Source organism: Streptomyces sp. NPDC002018 (assembly GCF_042890865.1).
Lineage (GTDB): Bacteria > Actinomycetota > Actinomycetes > Streptomycetales > Streptomycetaceae > Streptomyces.
The window spans coordinates 56,487-76,314 of record NZ_JBIASO010000029.1 but is presented as its reverse complement, the minus strand read 5'-3'; the positions used below and the strand labels follow the sequence as shown (position 1 = coordinate 76,314).

15 protein-coding genes are annotated in these 19,828 nt (G+C 70.0%); 8 read left to right on the top strand and 7 right to left on the bottom strand.

Translation table 11 applies throughout. The features are described from left to right. The first annotated feature begins 1,156 nt into the window (after window positions 1–1,156). Window positions 1,157–1,420 carry a CopG family transcriptional regulator gene (locus ACFYYH_RS31950; protein ID WP_388558555.1) on the top strand — a complete coding sequence of 88 codons (264 nt, stop codon included), beginning with the start codon at window positions 1,157–1,159 and terminating at the stop codon, window positions 1,418–1,420. Then, a complete protein-coding gene (locus ACFYYH_RS31945; protein WP_388558552.1) occupies window positions 1,417–1,830 on the top strand; it encodes a DNA-binding protein in 414 nt (137 codons plus the stop codon). The genes ACFYYH_RS31950 and ACFYYH_RS31945 overlap by 4 nt, the downstream gene beginning before the upstream one ends. A 173-nt stretch (window positions 1,831–2,003) precedes the next feature. Here the strand turns inward: ACFYYH_RS31945 and ACFYYH_RS31940 are convergent, their stop codons facing one another. After that, window positions 2,004–2,885 carry a hypothetical protein gene (locus ACFYYH_RS31940; protein ID WP_388558549.1) on the bottom strand — a complete coding sequence of 294 codons (882 nt, stop codon included), beginning with the start codon at window positions 2,883–2,885 and terminating at the stop codon, window positions 2,004–2,006. Between the two features lie 305 nt (window positions 2,886–3,190). On the opposite strand from ACFYYH_RS31940, the gene ACFYYH_RS31935 reads away from it, so the two are divergent. From ACFYYH_RS31935 to ACFYYH_RS31915, 5 genes are all read left to right on the top strand, one after another. Then, window positions 3,191–4,369 carry a CapA family protein gene (locus ACFYYH_RS31935; protein WP_388558571.1) on the top strand — a complete coding sequence of 393 codons (1,179 nt, stop codon included), beginning with the start codon at window positions 3,191–3,193 and terminating at the stop codon, window positions 4,367–4,369. A 372-nt stretch (window positions 4,370–4,741) separates the two neighbouring features. Continuing rightward, window positions 4,742–7,150 carry a HAMP domain-containing protein gene (locus ACFYYH_RS31930; protein ID WP_388558546.1) on the top strand — a complete coding sequence of 803 codons (2,409 nt, stop codon included), beginning with the start codon at window positions 4,742–4,744 and terminating at the stop codon, window positions 7,148–7,150. 6 nt (window positions 7,151–7,156) lie between these two features. Beyond that, window positions 7,157–8,932: a poly-gamma-glutamate synthase PgsB gene (gene pgsB / locus ACFYYH_RS31925; RefSeq protein ID WP_388558543.1), complete on the top strand. Its 1,776-nt coding sequence runs from the start codon at window positions 7,157–7,159 to the stop codon at window positions 8,930–8,932. Continuing rightward, window positions 8,929–9,411, top strand: a complete 483-nt coding sequence (locus ACFYYH_RS31920; RefSeq protein WP_388558540.1) for a poly-gamma-glutamate biosynthesis protein PgsC/CapC — start codon at window positions 8,929–8,931, stop codon at window positions 9,409–9,411. Before pgsB ends, ACFYYH_RS31920 begins: the two co-directional genes overlap by 4 nt. Before the next feature lie 28 nt (window positions 9,412–9,439). Next, entirely contained in the window at window positions 9,440–10,519 is a 1,080-nt protein-coding gene (locus ACFYYH_RS31915) for a C40 family peptidase (protein ID WP_388558537.1), read from the top strand. 346 nt (window positions 10,520–10,865) lie between these two features. On the opposite strand, the gene ACFYYH_RS31910 is transcribed toward ACFYYH_RS31915, so the two are convergent. From ACFYYH_RS31910 to ACFYYH_RS31885, 6 genes are all read right to left on the bottom strand, one after another. Continuing rightward, window positions 10,866–12,116 carry an ATP-grasp domain-containing protein gene (locus tag ACFYYH_RS31910; RefSeq protein ID WP_388558534.1) on the bottom strand — a complete coding sequence of 417 codons (1,251 nt, stop codon included), beginning with the start codon at window positions 12,114–12,116 and terminating at the stop codon, window positions 10,866–10,868. Between the two features lie 161 nt (window positions 12,117–12,277). Beyond that, the gene (locus ACFYYH_RS31905) at window positions 12,278–13,282 is read right to left on the bottom strand and encodes a quinone oxidoreductase family protein (RefSeq protein ID WP_388558531.1); all 1,005 of its coding nucleotides are present in this window, start codon (window positions 13,280–13,282) and stop codon (window positions 12,278–12,280) included. A gap of 58 nt (window positions 13,283–13,340) precedes the next feature. Further along, window positions 13,341–14,717 carry a methylaspartate mutase gene (locus ACFYYH_RS31900; RefSeq protein WP_388558528.1) on the bottom strand — a complete coding sequence of 459 codons (1,377 nt, stop codon included), beginning with the start codon at window positions 14,715–14,717 and terminating at the stop codon, window positions 13,341–13,343. Beyond that, entirely contained in the window at window positions 14,714–15,166 is a 453-nt protein-coding gene (locus ACFYYH_RS31895; RefSeq protein ID WP_388558526.1) for a cobalamin-dependent protein, read from the bottom strand. Before ACFYYH_RS31895 ends, ACFYYH_RS31900 begins: the two co-directional genes overlap by 4 nt. Before the next feature lie 292 nt (window positions 15,167–15,458). After that, on the bottom strand, window positions 15,459–16,607 hold the full coding sequence (locus tag ACFYYH_RS31890) for a fatty acid desaturase (RefSeq protein ID WP_388558523.1): 1,149 nt from the start codon (window positions 16,605–16,607) through the stop codon (window positions 15,459–15,461). Between the two features lie 264 nt (window positions 16,608–16,871). Continuing rightward, window positions 16,872–18,203 (bottom strand): MFS transporter, encoded by a 1,332-nt coding sequence (locus ACFYYH_RS31885; RefSeq protein WP_388558520.1) that lies wholly within the window; start codon window positions 18,201–18,203, stop codon window positions 16,872–16,874. An 847-nt stretch (window positions 18,204–19,050) separates the two neighbouring features. Between ACFYYH_RS31885 and ACFYYH_RS31880 the strand changes: the two genes are divergently transcribed. Then, complete coding sequence (locus tag ACFYYH_RS31880; protein ID WP_388558517.1) at window positions 19,051–19,797, top strand: SDR family NAD(P)-dependent oxidoreductase; 747 nt, start codon at window positions 19,051–19,053, stop codon at window positions 19,795–19,797. Window positions 19,798–19,828 lie beyond the last annotated feature (31 nt).

The following is a 19,828-nucleotide window of genomic DNA, read 5'->3' as shown; positions in this document are numbered from 1 at the left end:
CCGCAGCCAACTCCTCACCCAGCACACCCGATCAACGACACGACCGATCAAGAAGACACGCCATCACGGAAGGCACATGACCAAGCCCTACTAGGCCTTACCTGAGCCTGAGCTTGCGCCTGCCCAACCGTGCTTTGTGCAGTCACCGCCACGGGGCACGCGTGAGGGACGCATGACTTACCGCACGCACACGCCCTCCTCCATGTAGATGCAGATCAGGGGCATATGCGACCCCAAGTTGGTACGGCCTTCGGAGCCGTCTGTGCAGGTTCGAATCCTGCCGGAGGCACTCCGGATCATGGCGCTGAACAGCGGAAACGCGCTTCAGTGCCTTTCTTGTACGTGCCAAAACGCACACGGCCTACCAGGCCCTAGGGAAATTGCCTCGCCCCGGCCTTTTACGGCGCCAGACGTGCGGGATCCCGTCTGTCTGATCCCGCGATTCGGGGCTGGCGGGACATACGCGGGACGCGAGCTCCACACCGAACGCCCGCTCCAGGGGCAGGAGTACGCCCACCTCCAGGTTCATGGATCAACCGCAGGCATAACAGACGGAGCCGCAGGCCGTTGTGGTTGCCGCGGTCGTGTCCGGGCACCGTCCTGAGGCGGAAGCGTTCCCGCCTCTGGGCCTGGACGCTCGCCTCCCAGGCGCCGCTCGGCTTCCCTGGGCAGCTCGCCCGGTGGACAAGGCCGAGTGCCGCAGGTCGTAGGGGCGGGCGACGAGGGGTGACGCCCGCAGGCCGGGTGGGAGGGCACGTTCGCGGGCCTCATGCCGAACGGGGTCATGCTGTACTCTCCCGCCTCAGGCTCACGAGTTCGGCCGGCTGCGGCCCGGCGTGATACATCCCGGCGAACAGGCCCACCAGCCTCCGCCCGCGCGCCCGCCGGTAGCCGCCGACGTGGGAGACCGCGTAGAGCAGGTTCCGGGCCTGCACGGGCTGACGACCACCCAGGGGTCGGGCTATGTGACGGTTTCGGTGATCTGCCTGCTCACGTTGGCCAGTGGATCAGTGCGGAGCTTGCCCTGGCCTGACCTGTCGAACTCCGCATGGCCTCCGCCGCCTCTCTCCATCTCGCTGCATCGGTTGCAGCGGCAATGCCATAGAGGCAGAGCGCCAAATCCCACACGAGGAGCATGAGAGGTAGGATTGATAGCATGAGTGAGCCCACCGGCAAGTATTCCATTACTATGCCGCGCGACATCGCCGAGGCAGCCAAGGCCCGCAGTGGTCCCTCCGGGCTGTCCGCCTATGTGGCCGCGGCCGTCGCCCGCCAGGTCGAACGGGACAACCTCAACGAACTCATCGCTGTCGCCGAAGCCGAGCACGGCCCCGTCACGGACGAGGAAATCCAGGCTTTGCGCGATCAGCATCACCAAGCCTGGCTGCAGCAGGCACAAGGTGGGCCGAACGCCGCGTGACTCGCTCACCCGCCGCCCCGGGCGGCACCCTCGTTCTGGACAGCGAAGGACTGGCCAAAGCCGTCTTGCGTGACCACACGGTCACCGGCTGGTTCGCTCTCGCGCGGGCCGACGACCTGCGGGTGATCGTTTCCGCGGTCACCCTCGTGGAAGTGATCCATCCGCGAATCAACCGTCCGGCCCTGGAGTGGACCCTTTCCCGCCTTGTCGTCGAACCGATCAGTGAGCAGATCGCCCGGCACGCGTCCGCTCTACTGGCTGACGCGGGCCTGCACGGTCACAAGTACGCCGTCGATGCCATAGTCGGCGCGACGGCCCTTGCCGCACCCGGCCCCGTCACCATCCTCACCTCCGATCCCGAAGACCTCACCGTCCTGTGCGGTGGACGCGCCACCGTCATCAAAATCTGAACCGAGCCCCCCTTCGCAGGCGAGTCGACCTTGAGCCGCTCGGATACCACGCCGGCTGGTACATCAAGGTCGAGGCTCGCGGCCGACGGTGTTCTGCCGTGCTTCAGGCCGTGCAGGAGCACCATCTGACCACCGATCAGAGTCCAGACTTTCGGAGGCGTTGTGTGAGGCGGCTACGTCGGATCCGTGAGCGCCGCGCTCATCGCCGTGATCGCGCGGTGGGCGCGGTCGGGGGTCTCGCGGACCGTGCGGCTGAACTCCACATGGATGAAGGGGACGCCGGCGTCGGAGGCGAGGCGGCCCTGCTTGTTCGTGCGGCCTGCGAGCGGGCAGCGGGACGACCACGCGCGGCACACCCGGAAGCCGTCGTCCGCCAGGGTCCGGGCCAGGACGGCGGCCTGAGGGCGGGCGTCCTCTCCGGCGCCGGTGGACACGACCGCGTCGTGGGCCGGGGACGTCGTGTCGGCGAAGCCGTGCACCTGGATGCCGGGCAGCCGGCGGGCGACGAGTTCCGCGCAGACCGCGTGGAAGACGGTGTCGGTGCGGTGAGCGGTATCGGCGGCGTTCCCCTCGCCCGCCCTGCGATGGGCGCCCGCGACGACCAGCACCCCGCCGGGGGCGCCGCGCAGCACGCCGACGCCGAGGGTGTCGGTGTACGCGTCGGCCACGGGGTGCGGCACCTGTACGGAGAACCGGGCGGGTCCGTCGAGCGCGATGTACACCCGGCCCCAGCCACGTGTCTCCTCCTTCGCGCGGTCGGCGATCTCCGCGTACCGGCGGCCCCCTTCCGTGTCCCGGAGGACGCGCACGCCGAAGTCGGCCTCGGCGAGTCGGCGCCCCGCCTCCTCGGTCCTGCCGTCGAGATAGAGCCCGACCCCGGTCGCGACGGTCTCGCGCTCGACGCGGTCGGGCGGCCGGAAGCGGGCCTTGGCCACGGTGCCCCGGGCGAAGTCCGCGACGTGGCCGCGCAGATCGATGCCGGTGCCGTTGGCGGGCGGGGAGGGAGCGTCGGAGTGCCGGTCCCAGACCGGCGTGATGATCACCACAGCGGCCACGATCAAGCCTCCGACCAGCAGGTTTGTCAGGATTGGTAGGTGCACGGTGAAAGATCGCTTCATATGACGTACAAAATACCGTTGTGAAGCGACCCCTCTCTCTGTCCCGCGGCCGCCGTACCGCCACCCGTGCCACCCGGACTGCCCGCACCGCCACCCGGACTGCCCGCACCGCCACCCGGACTGCCCGCACCGCCACCCGGACTGCCCGCACCGCCACCCGGACTGCCCGTACCGCCACCCGGACCACCCCGCGCGCCGCGGCCCGCACGGCTCTCCGCGCCGCAGGGGCGGCCTGTCTCGCCCTGGCGGTCGCGGGCTGTTCCGCACTCGGTTCCGGGGACGGGGGCGCGGACGACGCCCAGGGCGGCGGGGGCCGGTCGTTCACGGTCGCCGCGGCCGGTGACGTACTGATCCATCCTCCGCTGACGGAGCAGGCGCGCAAGGACGCGGGGGCCGGGGGAGCCGGCGGGGAGCTGGACTTCGGCCCGCTGATGGCCGGGGTGAAGCCGGTGATCAGCAAGGCGGACCTGGCCATCTGCCACATGGAACCGGTGATCGCGGAGAAGGGCGGGCCCTATGAGGGATTCCCGGACTTCCAGGTCCCGCCGGAGATCGCGACCACGCTCAAGGACATCGGCTACGACACCTGCTCGACGGCGTCGAACCACTCGATCGACCACGGCGCCGCCGGGGTGAAGCGCACGCTGGACACGCTCGACGCGGCCGGTCTGCCCCACACGGGCTCGGCCAGGAGCGAGGCCGAGTGGCGCAAGCCGCTGATCACCGAGGTGAAGGGGGTGAAGGTGGCGCAGCTCTCCTTCGCCTTCGGATTCGGCAGCGACAAGGTGCCCGCCGACAAGCCGTGGCTGGTCAACAAGACCTCCTTCAAGGCCATCGCGGACGCCGAGAAGCGTGCCCGCGCGGCGGGCGCGGACGTCGTGATCCTCAGCATCCACTGGGGGCGTGAGCACCACAGCGCGCCCAGCTCCCCCCAGATGAAGCTGGCCCGGCGCATCACCGAGAAGACGGGCATCGATCTCGTCGTCGGGCACCACGCCCATGTCGTCCAGCCGATGGAGAAGATCAACGGCACCTGGGTCGCCTACGGTCTCGGCAATCAGGTCGCCCGCCACGAGGTGCCCAGCGGCCAGTCCGAGGAGGGCGTCATCGGCTGGTTCACCTTCACCGAGCGGAACGGTGAGTGGGATGTGCGGGCCCGGTACGTGCCGACCTTCGTCGATGTCCCGCCGGCCCCCGAGGACCCCGGTGCGCCCGACAAGCTGCCCGAGGGCGCGGTCACGGACTACCGGCTGCTCGATGTGGCGCGGGCGCTGAAGGACGGCGAGTCGGTGGACGGGAAGAAGTACACCGAGGAGCAACTCGCCCGCTACCGGCTGGCCTTCGATCGTACACAGGGCACGGTGCTCAACCGCGGCGCGGTGAAGGACGGGCTGGCGGCGCTGGAGGAGCCGCCCAGCTAGCTCCTCCGGGAGCCTCTCCGGGGGCCCCTCCGGCGGCCCCCCTGCTCACCTGCTCACCGGGGGCGGCGGGGCTGAGCCGCTCCCGGCCGCCGGCCCCCGGTCCGGAAGGACCTCGGCGTGCGTTCCCGGGCGGCGGCCGCCGCCCGGGAGGTTCGATGTGTCCGGCGGGTAACGCCTGTAATTCAGATCACATCACGCATCTGTCCGATTTTGTACAACCATTCGATCATGAGGCCGGTCCTTCTTCTCCGGTAGGGGCAGTCGTTCCGGGCATCCCGGGGCCCCTCTCCAACGCCACCCGCGCATGCGCGCCCGCGCGCGCACGCATGCGCGCGCTCCGGCGCCGCCCCGCACATGCTGAGAGAGGTACCCATGGCCGTTCCGTCCGCGAAGCGGCGGCACAAGGTCCGAAGACGGGCCGACATGTCGCTCCTGGGTGGCATCCGCCCACCGATCGCGGTCCTCTCCGCACTGCTGCTCGGGCTGGCGGGCCTCACCGCGCTGGGCTTCGGCACCGCCGAGCCGCTCCCCAAGGCCGTACGGATCTCCCAGCAGCACTTCGCCGAGGACGGCGCCATCGCGCTCCGGGCCTCGCTGGACGAATCGATCACCGACCTCGACCGGACGGCGTCCCTGTTCAACGCGGGCGACCCGGTCTCCGCCGACACCGTCCTCGACAAGCTGGGGAGCGTCTACCAGAAGTGGCGCGGCTCGGCGGTCGTCGAGATCAAGTCGGGCAAGCTGCTCGCCGCGCGCGGCGAGAACGTACCGCTCCTCGCGGTCGACCGGGAGAAGCTGTCCGAGAAGGACGGGCTCGCCCCCCGGATGATTCGGCTCAAGAACGGCGAGACGCGGCTGCTCACCTTCGCCCTGCTCTCGTGGGAGGGCCGGCCGCAGCAGCTTCTGGTCACCTCGAACAGCCTCAAGGTCCCGGGTATCAGCCTCGGCAAGTTCCGGGTGATCGCCGTGGTCGACTCGGGCGGCACGGTCCTCAGCAGCGACGGCCTCCAGCCCACCGACGAGATGGACTCGGACACCATCCAGGAGGAGATCGAGCAGACCGGGAAGCAGCTCCGCACCTTCGCGAAGCTCTCCGCCGAGAAGGCCGGGGACAACCCGCTCACCACCAAGGAACCAGGATCCGGCGGCTTCCTCGGGGTCAGCGGGGCCATGACCGGCTCCGGGCTGATCAGCGGGGAGCGTCCGGTCGCCGGATACGCGACGCTCGCGGCGCCCGAGGCGGGCGGGAGCACCGACGCGACCGGCCTCGGCCTCTCCGTCGTCACCCTGGTGACCGTCCCGGAGAACACCAGTCGGGTGAACGACCCGATGTTCGGACTGTGGTCCGCCGCCGCCCTGCTCGTCATCGGCGCGCTCGCCGTGGCCCTGCTGCTCGGTACGGTCCAGAGCCCCCTGCTCCGGCTCTTCCTGGAGAGCCGCCGTCTCACCCGTGGCGATCTCACCCGGCCGGTGACCGTGCCCCGGTTCGGCGAGACCCGGCGGATCGGGGACGCCCTGGAACAGGTGCGGCTCCAACTGCTCGGCGCCCCCGCACCCGGCGGTGGCGCGCGGACGGGCACGGACACGGGCACCGGTTCGGGCACCGGCACCGGTAGGGGCACGGGTACGGGCACAGGCTCCGGCAGGGGCACGGGCATGGGTACGGGCCCCGGCACCGGCACCGGAAAGGCCGGCCGGGTACGGCGCGGGCGGCGGATCGGCACCCGGGCCCTGCTGGCCGGCGGTGGCATCCTGCTGCTCATCTGGTCCGCCCCGATGATGCTGCTGCTCAACCGCGCCGGGGACACCCTCGTCGTACCGCAACAGCTCGTGAACGACCAGCGCGACCGCACCGACACCGTCACCGACCGCGTCCGCCGCGCCCTCAACGAGGGCTACGCCGACCTGCTGTCCGTCGCCACCCTCATCGGTGACAGGACGGAGCCCGCGGACATGTCCACGGTCCTCGACCGCACCATGACCGAGCACCCCCGCTACCGGTCGCTGTACGTGCTGTCCCCCGACGGGACGGTTCTCGCCGAGGCGGGCGACAGCCCACGGCACCCCGGCGCCAAGCGCTCGGGCACCGAGCCGCTCGCCGTGCTCGGCGTCGGCTCCAAGGAGCCGGAGATCACCGGATACGCCGAACTGCCGGGCCGCGACGGCGCCCTGGTGGTCGGTGAGTTCCGGGTCGACTTCCTCAACTCGCTGCTCAAGCGGCCCGGTCTCGGCCAGGTGCGGATCGTCGACGCCGAACGCCGGGTCCTCGGCTCGAACACCGGCTACCGGGCGTTCCAGAAGCTGCCCTCGGACCGGCTCGACTCGCTGGTCGAGGCCACCAACCAGAAGTCAGGTCTGAGCACGCAGCCCAGCGGGGTGCTGTTCCGCGACGGCGGCGGTATCCAGCTCGCCGCGGCGGCCCCGTTCGCCGGTGGCGGCGCCGCGAAGTCGCTCGGCTGGACGGTCGTGAGCTGGCAGCCCGCCTCCGCCCTCGCCATCCCCGAGTACAGCGCGCAGAACCGTACGGTGCTCGCCGGGCTGCTCGGGGTCACGGCCGCCGCCGCCTGTCTGGGCTGGCTGCACATCGTGGTCGTCCGTCCGCTGCGCGAACTGGCCGGGCAGGCCGAGGCGCTGGCCGACGGCGACCGCCGCACCGTTCTCTACCCGCGTCATCACGACGAGGTGGGGGCCATCACCCGCTCGCTGGAGCTGCTGCGCCAGCAGCTCCAGGAGCAGCGCAGGCGCGAGAGCGTGCCTCCGGCCGTCGCCGAAAGGATCTGACCGACCGTGCTCTTCCTCTATTTCGTGCTGCTCGCGTGCAGCACGGTCCTGCTGGTCGCCGGACTCGTCGAGCAGGCACGGCACTTCGCCAATCTGAACCGGATTCCCACCCGGGTGCTGGTCAACGGGATCCGCGGCAAGTCCTCCATCACGCGGCTGTGCGCGGGGGCGCTGCGTGGGGGTGATCTGGTCACGGTCGCCAAGACCACGGGGACGGCGGCCCGGTTCATCCATCCGGACGCGACCGAGGAGCCGGTCTACCGCAAGTTCGGCATCGCCAATGTGGTGGAGCAGATCGGCATCGTGCGCCGGGCCGCGGCGTACCGTCCCGACGCGCTGGTGATCGAGTGCATGGCCGTGATGCCGGCGCTCCAGGAGATCAACCAGTCGAAGCTGATCCGGTCCACGATCGGGGTGCTGTGCAATGTGCGGGAGGACCACCTCGCCGAGATGGGCCCGACCCTCGACGACGTGGCGCGCTCGCTGTCGCGCTCCATGCCGCACGACGGTATCTGCGTCACCGCGGAGAAGGACCGCTTCGCGATCCTCCAGGAGGAGGCCGACGCCCGCAACTGCCAGCTCGTCTACGCGGACCCCGACACCGTCTCCGACGAGGAACTGCGCGGCTTCAGCTGGTTCACCTTCAAGGAGAACGTCGCCATCGCGCTGAAGGTCGCCGAACTGCTGGGCGTGGAGCGCGCGACCGCCCTCCAGGGCATGTACGACGCACCGCCCGACCCCGGCGTCCTGTCCGTGGAGCGCTACCTCACCCACGACGGCAGGCGGCTGCGGTTCGCGAACGTCTTCGCCGCCAACGACCCCGAGTCCACGCTGATGAACATCAACCAGCTCCTCGACCTCGGCGCCGTCCACCGGCCCCTCCATGTCGTCGTCAACTGCCGCCCCGACCGGGTCGAACGCAACGGCCAGATGGGCGCGATCATCCCCGAACTCCAGCCGGAGAAAGTCTTCGTCATCGGCCATCCCGCCAAGAGCGCCATCGACGCCATCCCCGCCCCCTGGCGCGACCGCGCGGTCGACCTGGGCGGCGACAGACGCGACCCCGAGGAATTCATGCGCGAGCTGCTCGGCATGCTCGGACCCGACTCCTCCCTGGTCGCCATCGGCAACATCCATGGCCAGGGCGAACTCCTCCTGGAACACCTGGCCGAGCTGCCACCCGACGAGACACCGGACCCGGAGGACGGGGAAGGACCGGGCGCCGGTTCCGGCGGCCCGTCGCAGCCGGGGCGGGCGCCGGAGGCCTCCCTGCCGGACGCTTCCACAACGGCGGCCTCCATAACGGCGGCCTCCATAACGGCGGCCTCCACGTCCCAGGACCAGGCGGCGGACACCATGGCCATTCCCGTCGTGTCCGCCGCTCCCGCTCCCGCACCGGCGCCCGCATCAGCACCGGGGACCGCTCCCGCACCCGCGCCCGACCCGCATCCACGCCACGACGAGACACTGGCGCTGGCCCGGTACGCGCCGCGCCTCGACCCGTACCAGCCCTATCCGGCGGCGTACGAGCAGCGCTACCAGCAGCGTCCGGCCGCGGAACCGCCCCGGGAACGCGGCCTGTTCGAACCGGTCCGGATGCCGGCGAACGGCGACTCCGGCGACGCCGCGGAGCAGCCGCCCCGCCCGGAGCCGCAGCACCCCTCCCGGTCCGAGACCCAGCCCCAGCCCCAGACCCCGCACCCCTCGCACCCCTCGCATTCCTCGCACCCCACGAACCCCTCGCACTCCGTGGCGCCGCAGAACCCAGGAGAACCCCGTTGATCCCCGCAGTCCTCACCCCCGAGATCGCCGCGATCGGCATCGGTCTGGGCCTGATGTTCTCCCTGATCTGCTATCTCACGACCAATCTCTCTCCCGGTGGCATGATCACGCCGGGCTGGCTGGCACTGACCCTCGTCGAGGACCTCCAGCGCGCCGCCATGGTCGTCGGCGTGACCGTACTGACGTATGTGACCACGCTGCTGGTCCAGCGCTTCGTGATCCTCTACGGCAAGCGCCTGTTCTCCGCGGTCGTCATGATCGGCGTCCTGCTCCAGGGCAGCGTGATGATCGTCCTGTCGCTCGAATTCCCGCTGATGTACGCGAACCAGACACTCGGCTTCATCGTCCCGGGTCTGATCGCCTACCAGCTCGTACGCCAGCCCAAGGGCGCGACCATCCTCGCCACCGGCACGGTCACGCTCACGGCCTATGTAGTCCTGACCGCGGGCATCCTGCTCGGCGCCCTGCCGTCCGCCTGACCCGCCCACCCACGGGAGCCGAATCCTCATGAGTGCCAAGTCCAAGCGCGGACGTCCCGTCCTGCACGCCGCGACGGTCCTCGCGCTGCTGGCCGGCAGCGCCTATCTCACCGTAGAACTCCGCAAGGACGAGCAGGCGAAGGCGCCCGCCGTCCAGGCCATCACCGATATCCCCGTGCTGAAGTCCGGGACCGGGAAGGCGTCCGGCGAACAGACCTGGGAGCGGCTGAAGAACCCGGAGCGCTCGGTGCTGCGCGGCGGCGACGGCGACATCGTCGCCACCTTCACCGACGGCGCCCGTACGGCGACCCTCACCGGTCCCAGCCGGACGTTCGACGAGCCGTCCAACACCTCGTCCCGGGTGGTCACCGAGGACTGGGTACGGCTGATGCCGGAGACCTGGAAGAAGGGCGCCGAGAAGGAGAAGTGGTTCAAGGACTGGTTCAAGGAGTACTTCGGCAGCGAGGAGGACGACCTCTTCGCGTTCGCCTTCCAGTACGTCGAGGGCGCGCCGGTCAAGAAGGACGACGAGGGAGTCCCGTACGCGGGCGACGCCAGCTTCGGGCCGATCAACCCGGAGGGCAGCGAAGGCAACGACCTCCGTCTTGAGGAGTCCGACTTCTACGACTACCTCGGCATCCCGTACACCTTCCGGGACGGCACCACCAAGCAGCCGCAGACCGCGCGCTACCGCGCGATCGACTGCTCGGGCTTCATCCGGACCGTGTTCGGCTACCGGGGCCGCTATCCGCTGATGGCGTCCGACGACACCGGCGACGGACTGCCCCGTACCGCCAACGGGATGGCGCGCTCGTCGGCGGGCGTCGACATCATCAAGCTGGCGGGCGCCGGGCCGCGCTACGAGCGCCCGAAGTCCATCAGTGTGCTCCAACCCGGCGACCTGGTCTTCTTCAAGCTCGACGCGCGGACCAAGTCACGGCTGGACCACACCGGCATGTATCTGGGCACGGACACGGAGGGGCACCAGATCTTCGTGTCCAGCCGGGAAGAGGCCGACGGCCCGACGATCGGCGACAAGGGCGGTACGTCACGCCTGGACGGCAACGGGTACTACGCGGCGACGCTGCGCAGCGCGAAGCGCCTCTGACCGGACCAGGGGCCGGGGGCCGGGACCCAGGACCCCGGGACCCAAGACCACGGGACCCGGGACCCAAGACCACGGGACCCGGGACCCAGGACCCCGGGACCACGGGACCCAGGTCCCAGGACCCCGGGATCCGGGACCTCGGGACGCAGGACCCAGTGCCCACGTTCCGGGGATCGGGCGTCGGGCCGCGGGCCGGGGAGGCGCGGCGGTCCGGCCCGGGGCGCCCCCGCCCGGGGCCCCGCGGGGCCCCGGCAGGCGGTGGTGGCTGCCGGGCGGGTGCGGCGGGACCGTCGGGGCGGGCGACCGGCTCAGGGCCGGTCACCCGGTCGAGGACCGGGTGGCCGGTTCAGGGCTGGGTGACCGGCTCGGTGATGAAGCGGACCGAGGCGTCGAGTTCGCGCACCAGCTTCTGGGCCTCGGCCGGGGTGTCGGCCCCCACGGCGATCAGCGCCACGCGGTTCTCGACCGAGCGGTGCGGTTCGATGATGTCGCCGGGGGAGACGGCCAGTTCGGCGTGGATCAGGGCGGGGTGGGCCAGCACCTCGTCCCAGCCCTCGATCGCCACGAGCCGTCCGGGCGGCGGGGTCGGGAAGCGGATGGCCGAGCCGCGCACCGGCTTGAGCGCCTCCTTGTCGATCGGGCGGCCGAGCACGTCGTCGAAGACGAGCCCGAACCACTCCAGACCGGGGATGACATGGGCCAGCATCCGGTGGATCCAGCCGCCCGCGTTGCGCACATGGAACTCGCCCAGGACGACACCGCGCTCGGTGAGCCACAGCTCCGCGTGGAACTGCCCGTAGCGCAGCTCCAGTTCGGCGAAGGCGGAGACCACCTGCTTCTCGATGTCGAGACGCGTCTCGTCCGGCAGCAGGGCCGGGATCACATACTCGGTCTCGAAGAAGTTGGGCGGCGGCAGGAGTTCCTTGGAGGTGACGGCGAGGACATGCGGGACGCCGTCGATGAAGACCCCCTCGGCGCTGTACTCAGGGCCCTCGATGAACTCCTCGACGATGAAGGCGCCCTCACCGGGCAGGAACGTCAGGGCGTCGTCCAGCTCGGCCCGGCTGTCGATCCGGGTGACTCCCTCGCTGCCCATGGCGTCGCGCGGTTTGACCACCCAGGGGCCGGTGGACTTCTCCAGGAACTCCTCTGCCGCCGCCGTGTCTTCGCACACCCGGAAGGCCGGCTGGAGGAAGCCCGCCGCGGTGAGCGCCGCACGGGCCTCGTCCTTGGTACGCACCCGGTGCACGGCGTGCGGGGGATTGCCGGGAAGGCCGAGCGCGTCGGCGACCTCGGCGACGGCCTCCTGGGCCATCTCCCGTACGCCGAAGACGATGTCGAACCGCTCGCCGGCCGCGACCCGCTCGCGCGCCCAGGCCGCGCTCGCACCCGGGCGTTCGAAGTCGACCGCCGAGGCCGCGTCGGCCAGCGCGCCGATCGTGGGGGTGGCGGCGAGCGTCGCCTCCTGGTTGGTCACATGTATCCGCAGACCACGCTTGTGTGCCTGCCTCATCGCCGTCTCGACCACGTCGACGGCGAGGGTCGCGTTCCCCGCGCCGCCGACGAAGAGCAGGCTGGGAGCGGTCGGGTCAGTCATGCGGGCTCCTTCGAAGAAAGTGGCGCGGTGGAGCGGTCGGACGCCGGTGCGGCGCACGAGCGGGGATCCGGTGGGGGAGCGGAACGGCCGCGAGTCCCGCGAGTCCCGCGGGTCCCGTGAGTTCTGAGGGAGGGGTACGTGTTCGGCGCGTCGCGAGAGTTCTACGAGGACGCGGCGGGCTCGGACGCGGGCGTGAGCAGCAGCTTGCCCGCGGTGGCCCTGCTCTCCAGCAGCCGGTGTGCCGCGGCCGCCTCCTGGAGCGGCAGCACCTCGTGGAGCAGCGGCTGGATCACCCCCGCGGCCAGATATCCGAACACGGCCCCGCCCGCGGCCCGCAGGGTCTCGGCGTCGTACACGTGGTCCTTCATCGTCGGCCGCGTCAGGAACAGCGAACCGCCCCCGCGCAGCAGCTCGATGTCCAGCGGCGGCACCGGGCCGCTGGAGAGTCCGCAGATCGCGAGCGTGCCCCGGCGGCGCAGGGCGCGCAGACTCGACAGATGGGTCGCGGCCCCCACCGAGTCGTAGACGGCGTGCGCACCCGCCCCGTCCGTGAGGGACCGTACGGCCTCGTCGAACCCCTCGTAGCCGATCGCGTGCTCGGCACCCGCCTCCAGCGCGGTCTTCCGCTTCTCCGGGCTCGACGCGACGGCGATCACCCGGGCCCCGCGGTGCGCCGCGAGCTGCACCAGGAAGCGGCCCAGTCCTCCGGCGGCGGCGAGGACCACGACGGTCTCGCCCTCGGCCACCGGATGGGTGTCCTGGGTGAGGTAGTGGGCCGCGATGCCCTGGAGCGTGACGGCGGCGGCCCGGGTGAGGTCGACACCGTCGGGAACGGGGATCAGCTTGTCCTCGGGAACCACCGTGAAGTCGGCGTACGCGCCGAGCTGACCGGCGTACGCGACCCGGGCGCCCGCCGCCCATCCGGTCACGCCCTCGCCGGCGGCCGCCACGACACCGGCGCCCTCCTGGCCCGGGGTGAACGGGGCAGGGGCGGCGTAGGTGCCGTCGCGGTAGTAGACGTCGATGAAGTTGACGCCGACGGCGGCGTTGCGCACCAGGACCTCGCCGGGCCCCGGGACCGGCCGGTCGATCCGCTCCTGGCGGAGTTCCTCCGGCCCGCCGGGCCGGGTCACACGGATGGCGTGCATGGACGGGATGGACGGCATGTTCCGACTCCTGGGTCGTGCGCGCCCTGCCGGGCTCGGGGCAGGGCGGGGGTACTGGTCATGACTGAGCGGCGGGGCTCTCGCCGAAGACGTTCAGGAAGTAGTTGATGTCGGCGGTCAGTCCCTTCACCATGTCACCGATCTTCGCGTCGTCGCCGGCCGCGGCGAGGCTGCGTTCGTTGCGGCGCCTCGTACGGTCGGAGAACGGCAGGGAACCCGAGGCGAAGTAGCGTATCGCCCCGTCGGGCGCACGACGGGGAATGATCTCGGAGAGCGCGTAACGGCTGGCGCTGAACGGGATGTCGAGCCGCCCGGCCGCGAACGACGCGGTGATCTCCTTGTGGAGATCGGCGGCGGCGAGGACGGGCTCCACGATCTCGGCCACCTCCGCGAGGATCCAGTCCAGTTCCTCGGCGATACGGTCCTCGTCGAGGGCGATGAAGCCCAGCAGCGGGGAGTTGGCGCGCGAGGCCAGCAGCAGCCCGTCGATATTGGCCCGGGTGTCCGGGATCCCGTACGCCTCCAGATACGTCTTGGTGATGAGCTTGGTGGCCCCGCCGAGCCGCGCGACCAGGGCGCCGTACAGGATCAGGTCCTCCGCGCTGCCGCGCTCCCGGGGGAAGACCCCCATGAACTCGTGCAGGACCGGGTGGACTTCGATCCCCTCGGGCAGATAGCGGGCCGCGAGCTCCGGGATCGCCCGCAGCGCCGCCACGTCCTGCTCGCAGTGGCCGCCCTGCGGATAGGCCACCGAGACGCACCGCACTCCCTGGCGCGCCGCCGCGACCGCCTCCAGCACGCTGATGGCGAGACTGATGGACGGCGGTACGAGGACGGCCGTCAGCGTGCCGAACAGCTCACGGTCGATGACCAGCCCGCGTTCCGCGAGATCGCCGCAGAGCGCGTCGACCTCCTGCCAGGCGTCGAGCGACTCGCTGAGCGGAACGGCCTTGGAGTAGGGGAGGTTGTAGGAGATTCCGCCGCCCTCGAACGAGGTGATGCCCGAGGCGATGGAGGTCTGGAACAGGAGCCGGGCGTCGGGAGAGCCGTGCCGCACCTCCAGGGGCGCCGACACGGCCTCGTTGAGCTGCCGTCCCCGCTGCCACCCGTGGGAGACGAGGGGATATCCGTTCAGGTCCGCGGGGTTTCTGATCAGCGCGGACCTGGCCTGGTCGAACCGCTTGAGCCGGGTGTGCGAGTCGATGGTGAGGGTGAGGACGTCGGGGCCGGCGTGCCGCTCCAGATCCTGGAGCAGGGTCATCATCTGCGCGTGCGACCCGACGCCGCAGCGGGGTTGCAGCGCCACCCGCCGGTCCTCGCGGGCCGCGCGCAGCACCTCCGCGGCCGTGGGCTTGCCCAACTGGCTCACGTATAAGACGGATTCGGCGAGCGGGGGAAGCTCGGGCGGCTCGGCGGGAACGAGGGCAGCGCTCATGAGACGGTGGTGGGAGTCACCACGGAGCCGGCGTTTCTGCGCTCCCGCAGTGCGTCCAGGGTGGCCGGGAGCCGGTCCGGGTCGGCGAGGATGACATCGACGCCCAGCGCGTACAGCCGGTCGATGTCACCGGTGTCCTTGCGGCTGCCCACGGAGAGGTTCCCGCCGAGGACGACCGGGCAGGACAGCAGTCCCGCGGCGCGGGCGGCCGGCAGGTCCTGGAGATCCTCGTAGGCGTGGCCGTTGAGACTGCCGATGATGACGGCCTCGGCCCAGGGGTACTCCCGGTGGGCGTCGGCGAACTCGTCGACGGTGGTGCAGGTGCCGAGGTTGACGACATGGAACCCCTCGGCACGCAGGGCGTGGGCGATGAGGTGGTTGGCCACGACATGGCTGTCGCTCGCGGCCACACCGAGTATGACGGTGCGGGTTTCGTCTTCGTGGCGCATGGAGGACCCCCCGGGGAGACAGAAGTGTGGATTGATCCTGTGCGGATGGCGGTGGTGCCGGTGCCCGTGCTGGTGTCCGTGCTGGTGCCGGTGCGGTGGCGTGAGGGCGGCCGTGGCCGGGCGTACCGCCCACGGACACGCTCCGACGCACCGGATCCCCCTCGTGGCAGGAGAGGGATCCGGTGCCGGACCGCCGTCGGCGGCACCACCACGGCCGCCGACGGCGCGTAGCCGGCCGTCGCCCCCGCGGCGACGGCCCGCACTCTGGCCGTACTCATGTCCTGGACGGTCCCTAATCGTCGAACGCGGCGAAGAGTTCCCGTTTGCTGACTTCACGGAGGCGTTCGACACTGAATTCCTCCGGGTCGGCGACGGACAGCGAATCGAAGACGAGATTGATCGCCGCCACAAGACCCCAGGCATGCTTGTAGGCCGGCCAGCCCGGACTTCCGGCCTCGTCGTCCGCCTGGCGCTCGAAGATGTAGTTCGCCCACTGCGGGGTCGAGGGATACCGGTGGTGGAAATCGTGCACGACCGTGTCGCCGGTGAGTACGAGATAGCGCGACGGCGCGTGGACGAAGAGCATGCGCGCGGTCCAGCCGATCCATGCGGCGGTGCGCCGGACGAACGGAAGGTCCGGCGAGGGTGCCGCCTCACCGATGAATATGGCGTTGGTCAGGCTGCCGAAGTATTCCTTGCCGCGCCGTACTTCGAGCCCCGGGGCGGGAAAGGTGTGCTTCACACAGAGCCGCAGGGTATTGCTCAACTGGAACAGCACGAAGAGCGGGACGACCCAGGCCACGAGCAGGATGTGCCAGGTTCCGGTCCAGACGGTCACGGCCGTCGCGCCCCCGTACAGGGTGAGCGAGGTGACCTTCTCGCTGACGGCGGACGAGTGCCAGAAGGAGCGGGCCCGCGCCACCGCGAAGTTGAGATGGAACCAGGGCGAGAAGAGCTTGCCGAGCACGCGGTGCCACATCTGGCGGCGTGTCATACCCGGTCGCAGACCCAGGCTGACCAGGAAGGCCTGGACGGTGGGGTCGCGCAGGGTCATATGGTGCGCGGCGTGGTGGTCGCTCACGTGCTCGCGCCGGTACCGCGCGAAGTTCTGGATGATCAGAAGGCTGGAGGTGGCCCGCCCGATGACCGCGTCCAGCTTCTGTCTCCGGTACATGTTCCGGTGCGCGCACTGGTGGTAGATCATCATGCGCAGATTCCGCATTCCGTGCAGGGTCACGGCCCAGCCCGGCAGCAGAAGCAGGAGCCAGGCCCCCGACAGCACGAGTCCGGCGGAACTGACGACCAGCCCGGCAAGCATGGCGGCGACGGCGGACGCGAGATGGAATCCGGGCGTCCACCACGACAGTGCCCGCTGCCCCGCCAGTGGCTTTCCGGTGAATATGGTGAGCGGGTACTGAGTGAACCGAGGCAGTGCGCGCATGGTTTCGCGAGGATCTAAGTAATCCGGAAAACTTTCGCTTCGGAAGCCACTCTCAATGGCTGCCATCGCACTCCTTAAGGTCAGGGATCAAATGGCGTCCGATTTCCTCCGGTCGAATCGCACGATCGGGATATCGGCACACGTAAGGTCTGTGACAGGGTGCAGTGGTGATCCTTGCAGGGCTTGGTTCCGAGGTCAACCTTTTATCGCGGCCGACCGTATCGAGGGGCATTTATCAAATCCGCATGAATTGATGCCCGTCGGCTATTTGGTTTCGGGACAGGACTCCGTCGCGGTGGTGGGAGCCGTGCCGGCCGGGGCGTCCGGAGGCCGCTGTTCCGGTGCTCGCCGCTCCGGTGTCCCCTGCTCGGGCAGCTCGCGTCGCCTGCGGACCGGCGAGAAGAAGACGGGCAGGAAGGCGGTCGACAGGAAGGCGCCGCCCACCCAGAGCGTCGCGTGCACGGTCGTCAGCTCCCCGATCACCCCGGAGACCGCCGCGCCGACGGCGAGCGCCCCGGTGAGCAGGAAGCGGAACGTGGCGTTCATGCGGCCCAGGAGGGAGTGCGCGGTCATCCGCTGGCGCAGGCTGACGCCCAGGACGTTGTCCATCCCGACCTTGAACATGGCCAGCAGCCAGCCGGTCCCGGCCAGGACGAGCCAGGGGCCGCGGTCGACGAGCGGTACGAGCAGTCCGGCGGGCGCCAGACAGAGCCCGGCGATACCGAGGGTGCGGCCGTAGCCGAGCCGGGCGGCGATGGGCCGGGCGCAGCGGGCGCCGATCAGCAGACCGGCGCCGCCCACCGCCCAGAACAGGCCCAGCGCGCCTGCGGAGTAGCCGAGTTCGCGGACGAAGACGACCGGCAGCATGGTGTTGATGATCTGTGAGCCGAAGTTGCCGAGGGCCGCGGTCAGCGCGAGGGCCCTCAGTTCGCGGTTGCCGAAGACATGCCGTACGCCCTCGGCGATCTGCTCCCTGAGCCGGGTCGCGTGGCCGGGCGACGGGGCGGGCGGCGCCGGGGTCTTGCGGATACCGGTCAGCCGCAGGGCCGCGCCGAGATAGCTCACGGCGGTGAAGAGCACGGCCACCGGCGCCGTGAGCAGGGTGACGAGCCCGCCGCCCGCGCTGCGGCCGGCGACATTGCCCGCGGCGATGAGCGTGTTGATGTCGGCGTTCGCCTGGACCAGGCCTTCGCGGTCCACCAGCTGCGGCAGCACGCTCTGCGAGCCGACGTCGGCGAACACGGTGGCGCAGCCGGTGAACAGGACGACCAGATAGAGATGGCCGAGGGTGAGGCTGTCGAGCCACCAGGCCACCGGAACGGTCGCGAAGAGCAGCGCCCTGGTCAGATCCGCCGTGATCAGTACCCGCCGGTGGCGCATCCGGTCCACCCAGGCTCCGGCGGGCAGGCCGATGAGCAGGAAGGCGACGGTGCTCAGCGTGGCCAGCGCCCCGACCTGGCCGGGACTCGCGTCGAGCGCGGAGACGGCGATGAGGGGCACGGCGACATAGCTGACGTTGGTACCGAGCTGACTGAGGGCCGCCGCGGTGAACAGCGCGCGGAAGTCGGGGATCCGCCAGGGTGAGTTGGGTTGCATGGTCCGTTCATCCGGTTGTTGATCCGAAGCGATGCCGTGGTGCGGCCGGGGCTCCGTCGGTGGGGGGACTGGGACGGGGCGGGGTGGCGTATCACCCCCGAGTCGCACCGATCATGCTGGCCGATCACGCGGAAGGGATGTCCGCGGCGGCCGGAAAGCGCCTGTCGGCGCGGCGGGCCGGGATGGCCGGAAAGCATATGCCGACGGGCGGAACACGGCCGGACATCGCGGCCGGATATCCGCGCGGACCAGGCCTTCACAAGGAAGCGGGGGCCGGGTGACCGGCCGGTTCCTGTGGCTGGAATTCGCTATCGGAACATTGACATCGAAACGAAAGAAACCGGATGCTCTGCAAGGCTCCGGCGATAAGATTTCACCCGAAAAAAACAAGCCAACCCCCTCCCCGTCGAGCACCTGTAATCAGTCCGAGATGTCCGTTATTGCCTAGGTGCCTGCGCCTTTGCCTTGGCTTGAGAAAGACCGTAATGGCTAGTTCTTGTCCCGACTTTAAGGTCGTCGGCCAGCGCGGATCAACGATATGTAGACGGACGGCTGGGTGACGTACATCACATGGCATATCTCGGGTGCGATTGCGACGCTCGTATGAACGGACGTCCGAAACTCGTTGACAGAGACACCGAGTTGCGTGATCGTCTATCCGGAGCCGAGGGCACTTGGCCCTCACTGGCGCGCGCCGCTCCGTAAAGGGAACGGAATACTCCGTTCCTGTCGGGGTGCGGCTGGAAAGAAGTTCCTCGCACGCGGTATGGCGATCTATCGAGTTCCCTTGCAGGGGCCCCGTTCGCGCGGGGTCGTCAAATCCAGAGAAGCCAGGTGAATAGCAACGATGAACGCACGTACGGCGCTTCTGATCGGTGCCGCGGGTGGAATTCTCCAGGATGTGGCCCGAGGGCTCGCCGACGAGGGGCACTCGCTCGTACTTTTCGACAAGAACGAGGAAGCGGTACGGATCCTCGGTGACGAGCTGTCCCGGCGGACCAAGGTGGACGTGGTCGTCGGGGACATCACCGAGATCGCCGCGGCGGAGCGTCAGCTCACGGACATCGTCGAACGGCACGCGCCGTCGATCCTCGTCAACGGTGTGGGCGGGGACACCCGGGTCATCGGCTACGCGGACCTGACCAGGGAACACTTCGACGAGACCTACCTGGAGAACGTGGTCAGCACGTTCATCGCCATCAAGGTGTGCGCCCCCCGGATGGCTCACGACGGCTACGGCCGCATCGTCAACTTCGCCTCGGCCGGCGGGCGTACGTACAGCCATTTCAACAACGCGGCCTATGTCGGGGCCAAGGCGGCCGTCATCGGCATGACCAAGCAGATGGCGTACGAACTCGCCTCGACCGGCGTCGTGGTCAATGTCGTCGCCCACGGCCCCATCGCGACCGCCCGGGTGGCCGGCGCCTGGGAGCGCCGCGACGAGGAGTCGAAGAAAGCCGTGCTCTCCAAGCTGCCCATGCGGCGGATGGGCACGGTCGCCGAGGCGGTCGGCAGTGTGCTGCATCTCTGCTCGGAAAGCGCCGGATACTCCACGGGATCCGTGATCGACATCAACGGCGGCCTCTACATGTGACGTGTTACGCGCGCAGATCATCACAAGGAGC

What these genes read in the sequence shown, in the direction of transcription:
- ACFYYH_RS31885 (WP_388558520.1), bottom strand. Translation starts at nt 18,203, where the DNA reads ATGCAACCCAACTCACCCTGGCGGATCCCCGACTTCCGCGCGCTGTTC.
- ACFYYH_RS31930 (WP_388558546.1), top strand. Translation starts at nt 4,742, where the DNA reads ATGGCCGTTCCGTCCGCGAAGCGGCGGCACAAGGTCCGAAGACGGGCC.
- ACFYYH_RS31950 (WP_388558555.1), top strand. Translation starts at nt 1,157, where the DNA reads ATGAGTGAGCCCACCGGCAAGTATTCCATTACTATGCCGCGCGACATC.
- ACFYYH_RS31910 (WP_388558534.1), bottom strand. Translation starts at nt 12,116, where the DNA reads ATGACTGACCCGACCGCTCCCAGCCTGCTCTTCGTCGGCGGCGCGGGG.
- ACFYYH_RS31900 (WP_388558528.1), bottom strand. Translation starts at nt 14,717, where the DNA reads ATGAGCGCTGCCCTCGTTCCCGCCGAGCCGCCCGAGCTTCCCCCGCTC.
- ACFYYH_RS31880 (WP_388558517.1), top strand. Translation starts at nt 19,051, where the DNA reads ATGAACGCACGTACGGCGCTTCTGATCGGTGCCGCGGGTGGAATTCTC.
- ACFYYH_RS31890 (WP_388558523.1), bottom strand. Translation starts at nt 16,607, where the DNA reads ATGCGCGCACTGCCTCGGTTCACTCAGTACCCGCTCACCATATTCACC.
- ACFYYH_RS31915 (WP_388558537.1), top strand. Translation starts at nt 9,440, where the DNA reads ATGAGTGCCAAGTCCAAGCGCGGACGTCCCGTCCTGCACGCCGCGACG.
- ACFYYH_RS31905 (WP_388558531.1), bottom strand. Translation starts at nt 13,282, where the DNA reads ATGCCGTCCATCCCGTCCATGCACGCCATCCGTGTGACCCGGCCCGGC.
- ACFYYH_RS31895 (WP_388558526.1), bottom strand. Translation starts at nt 15,166, where the DNA reads ATGCGCCACGAAGACGAAACCCGCACCGTCATACTCGGTGTGGCCGCG.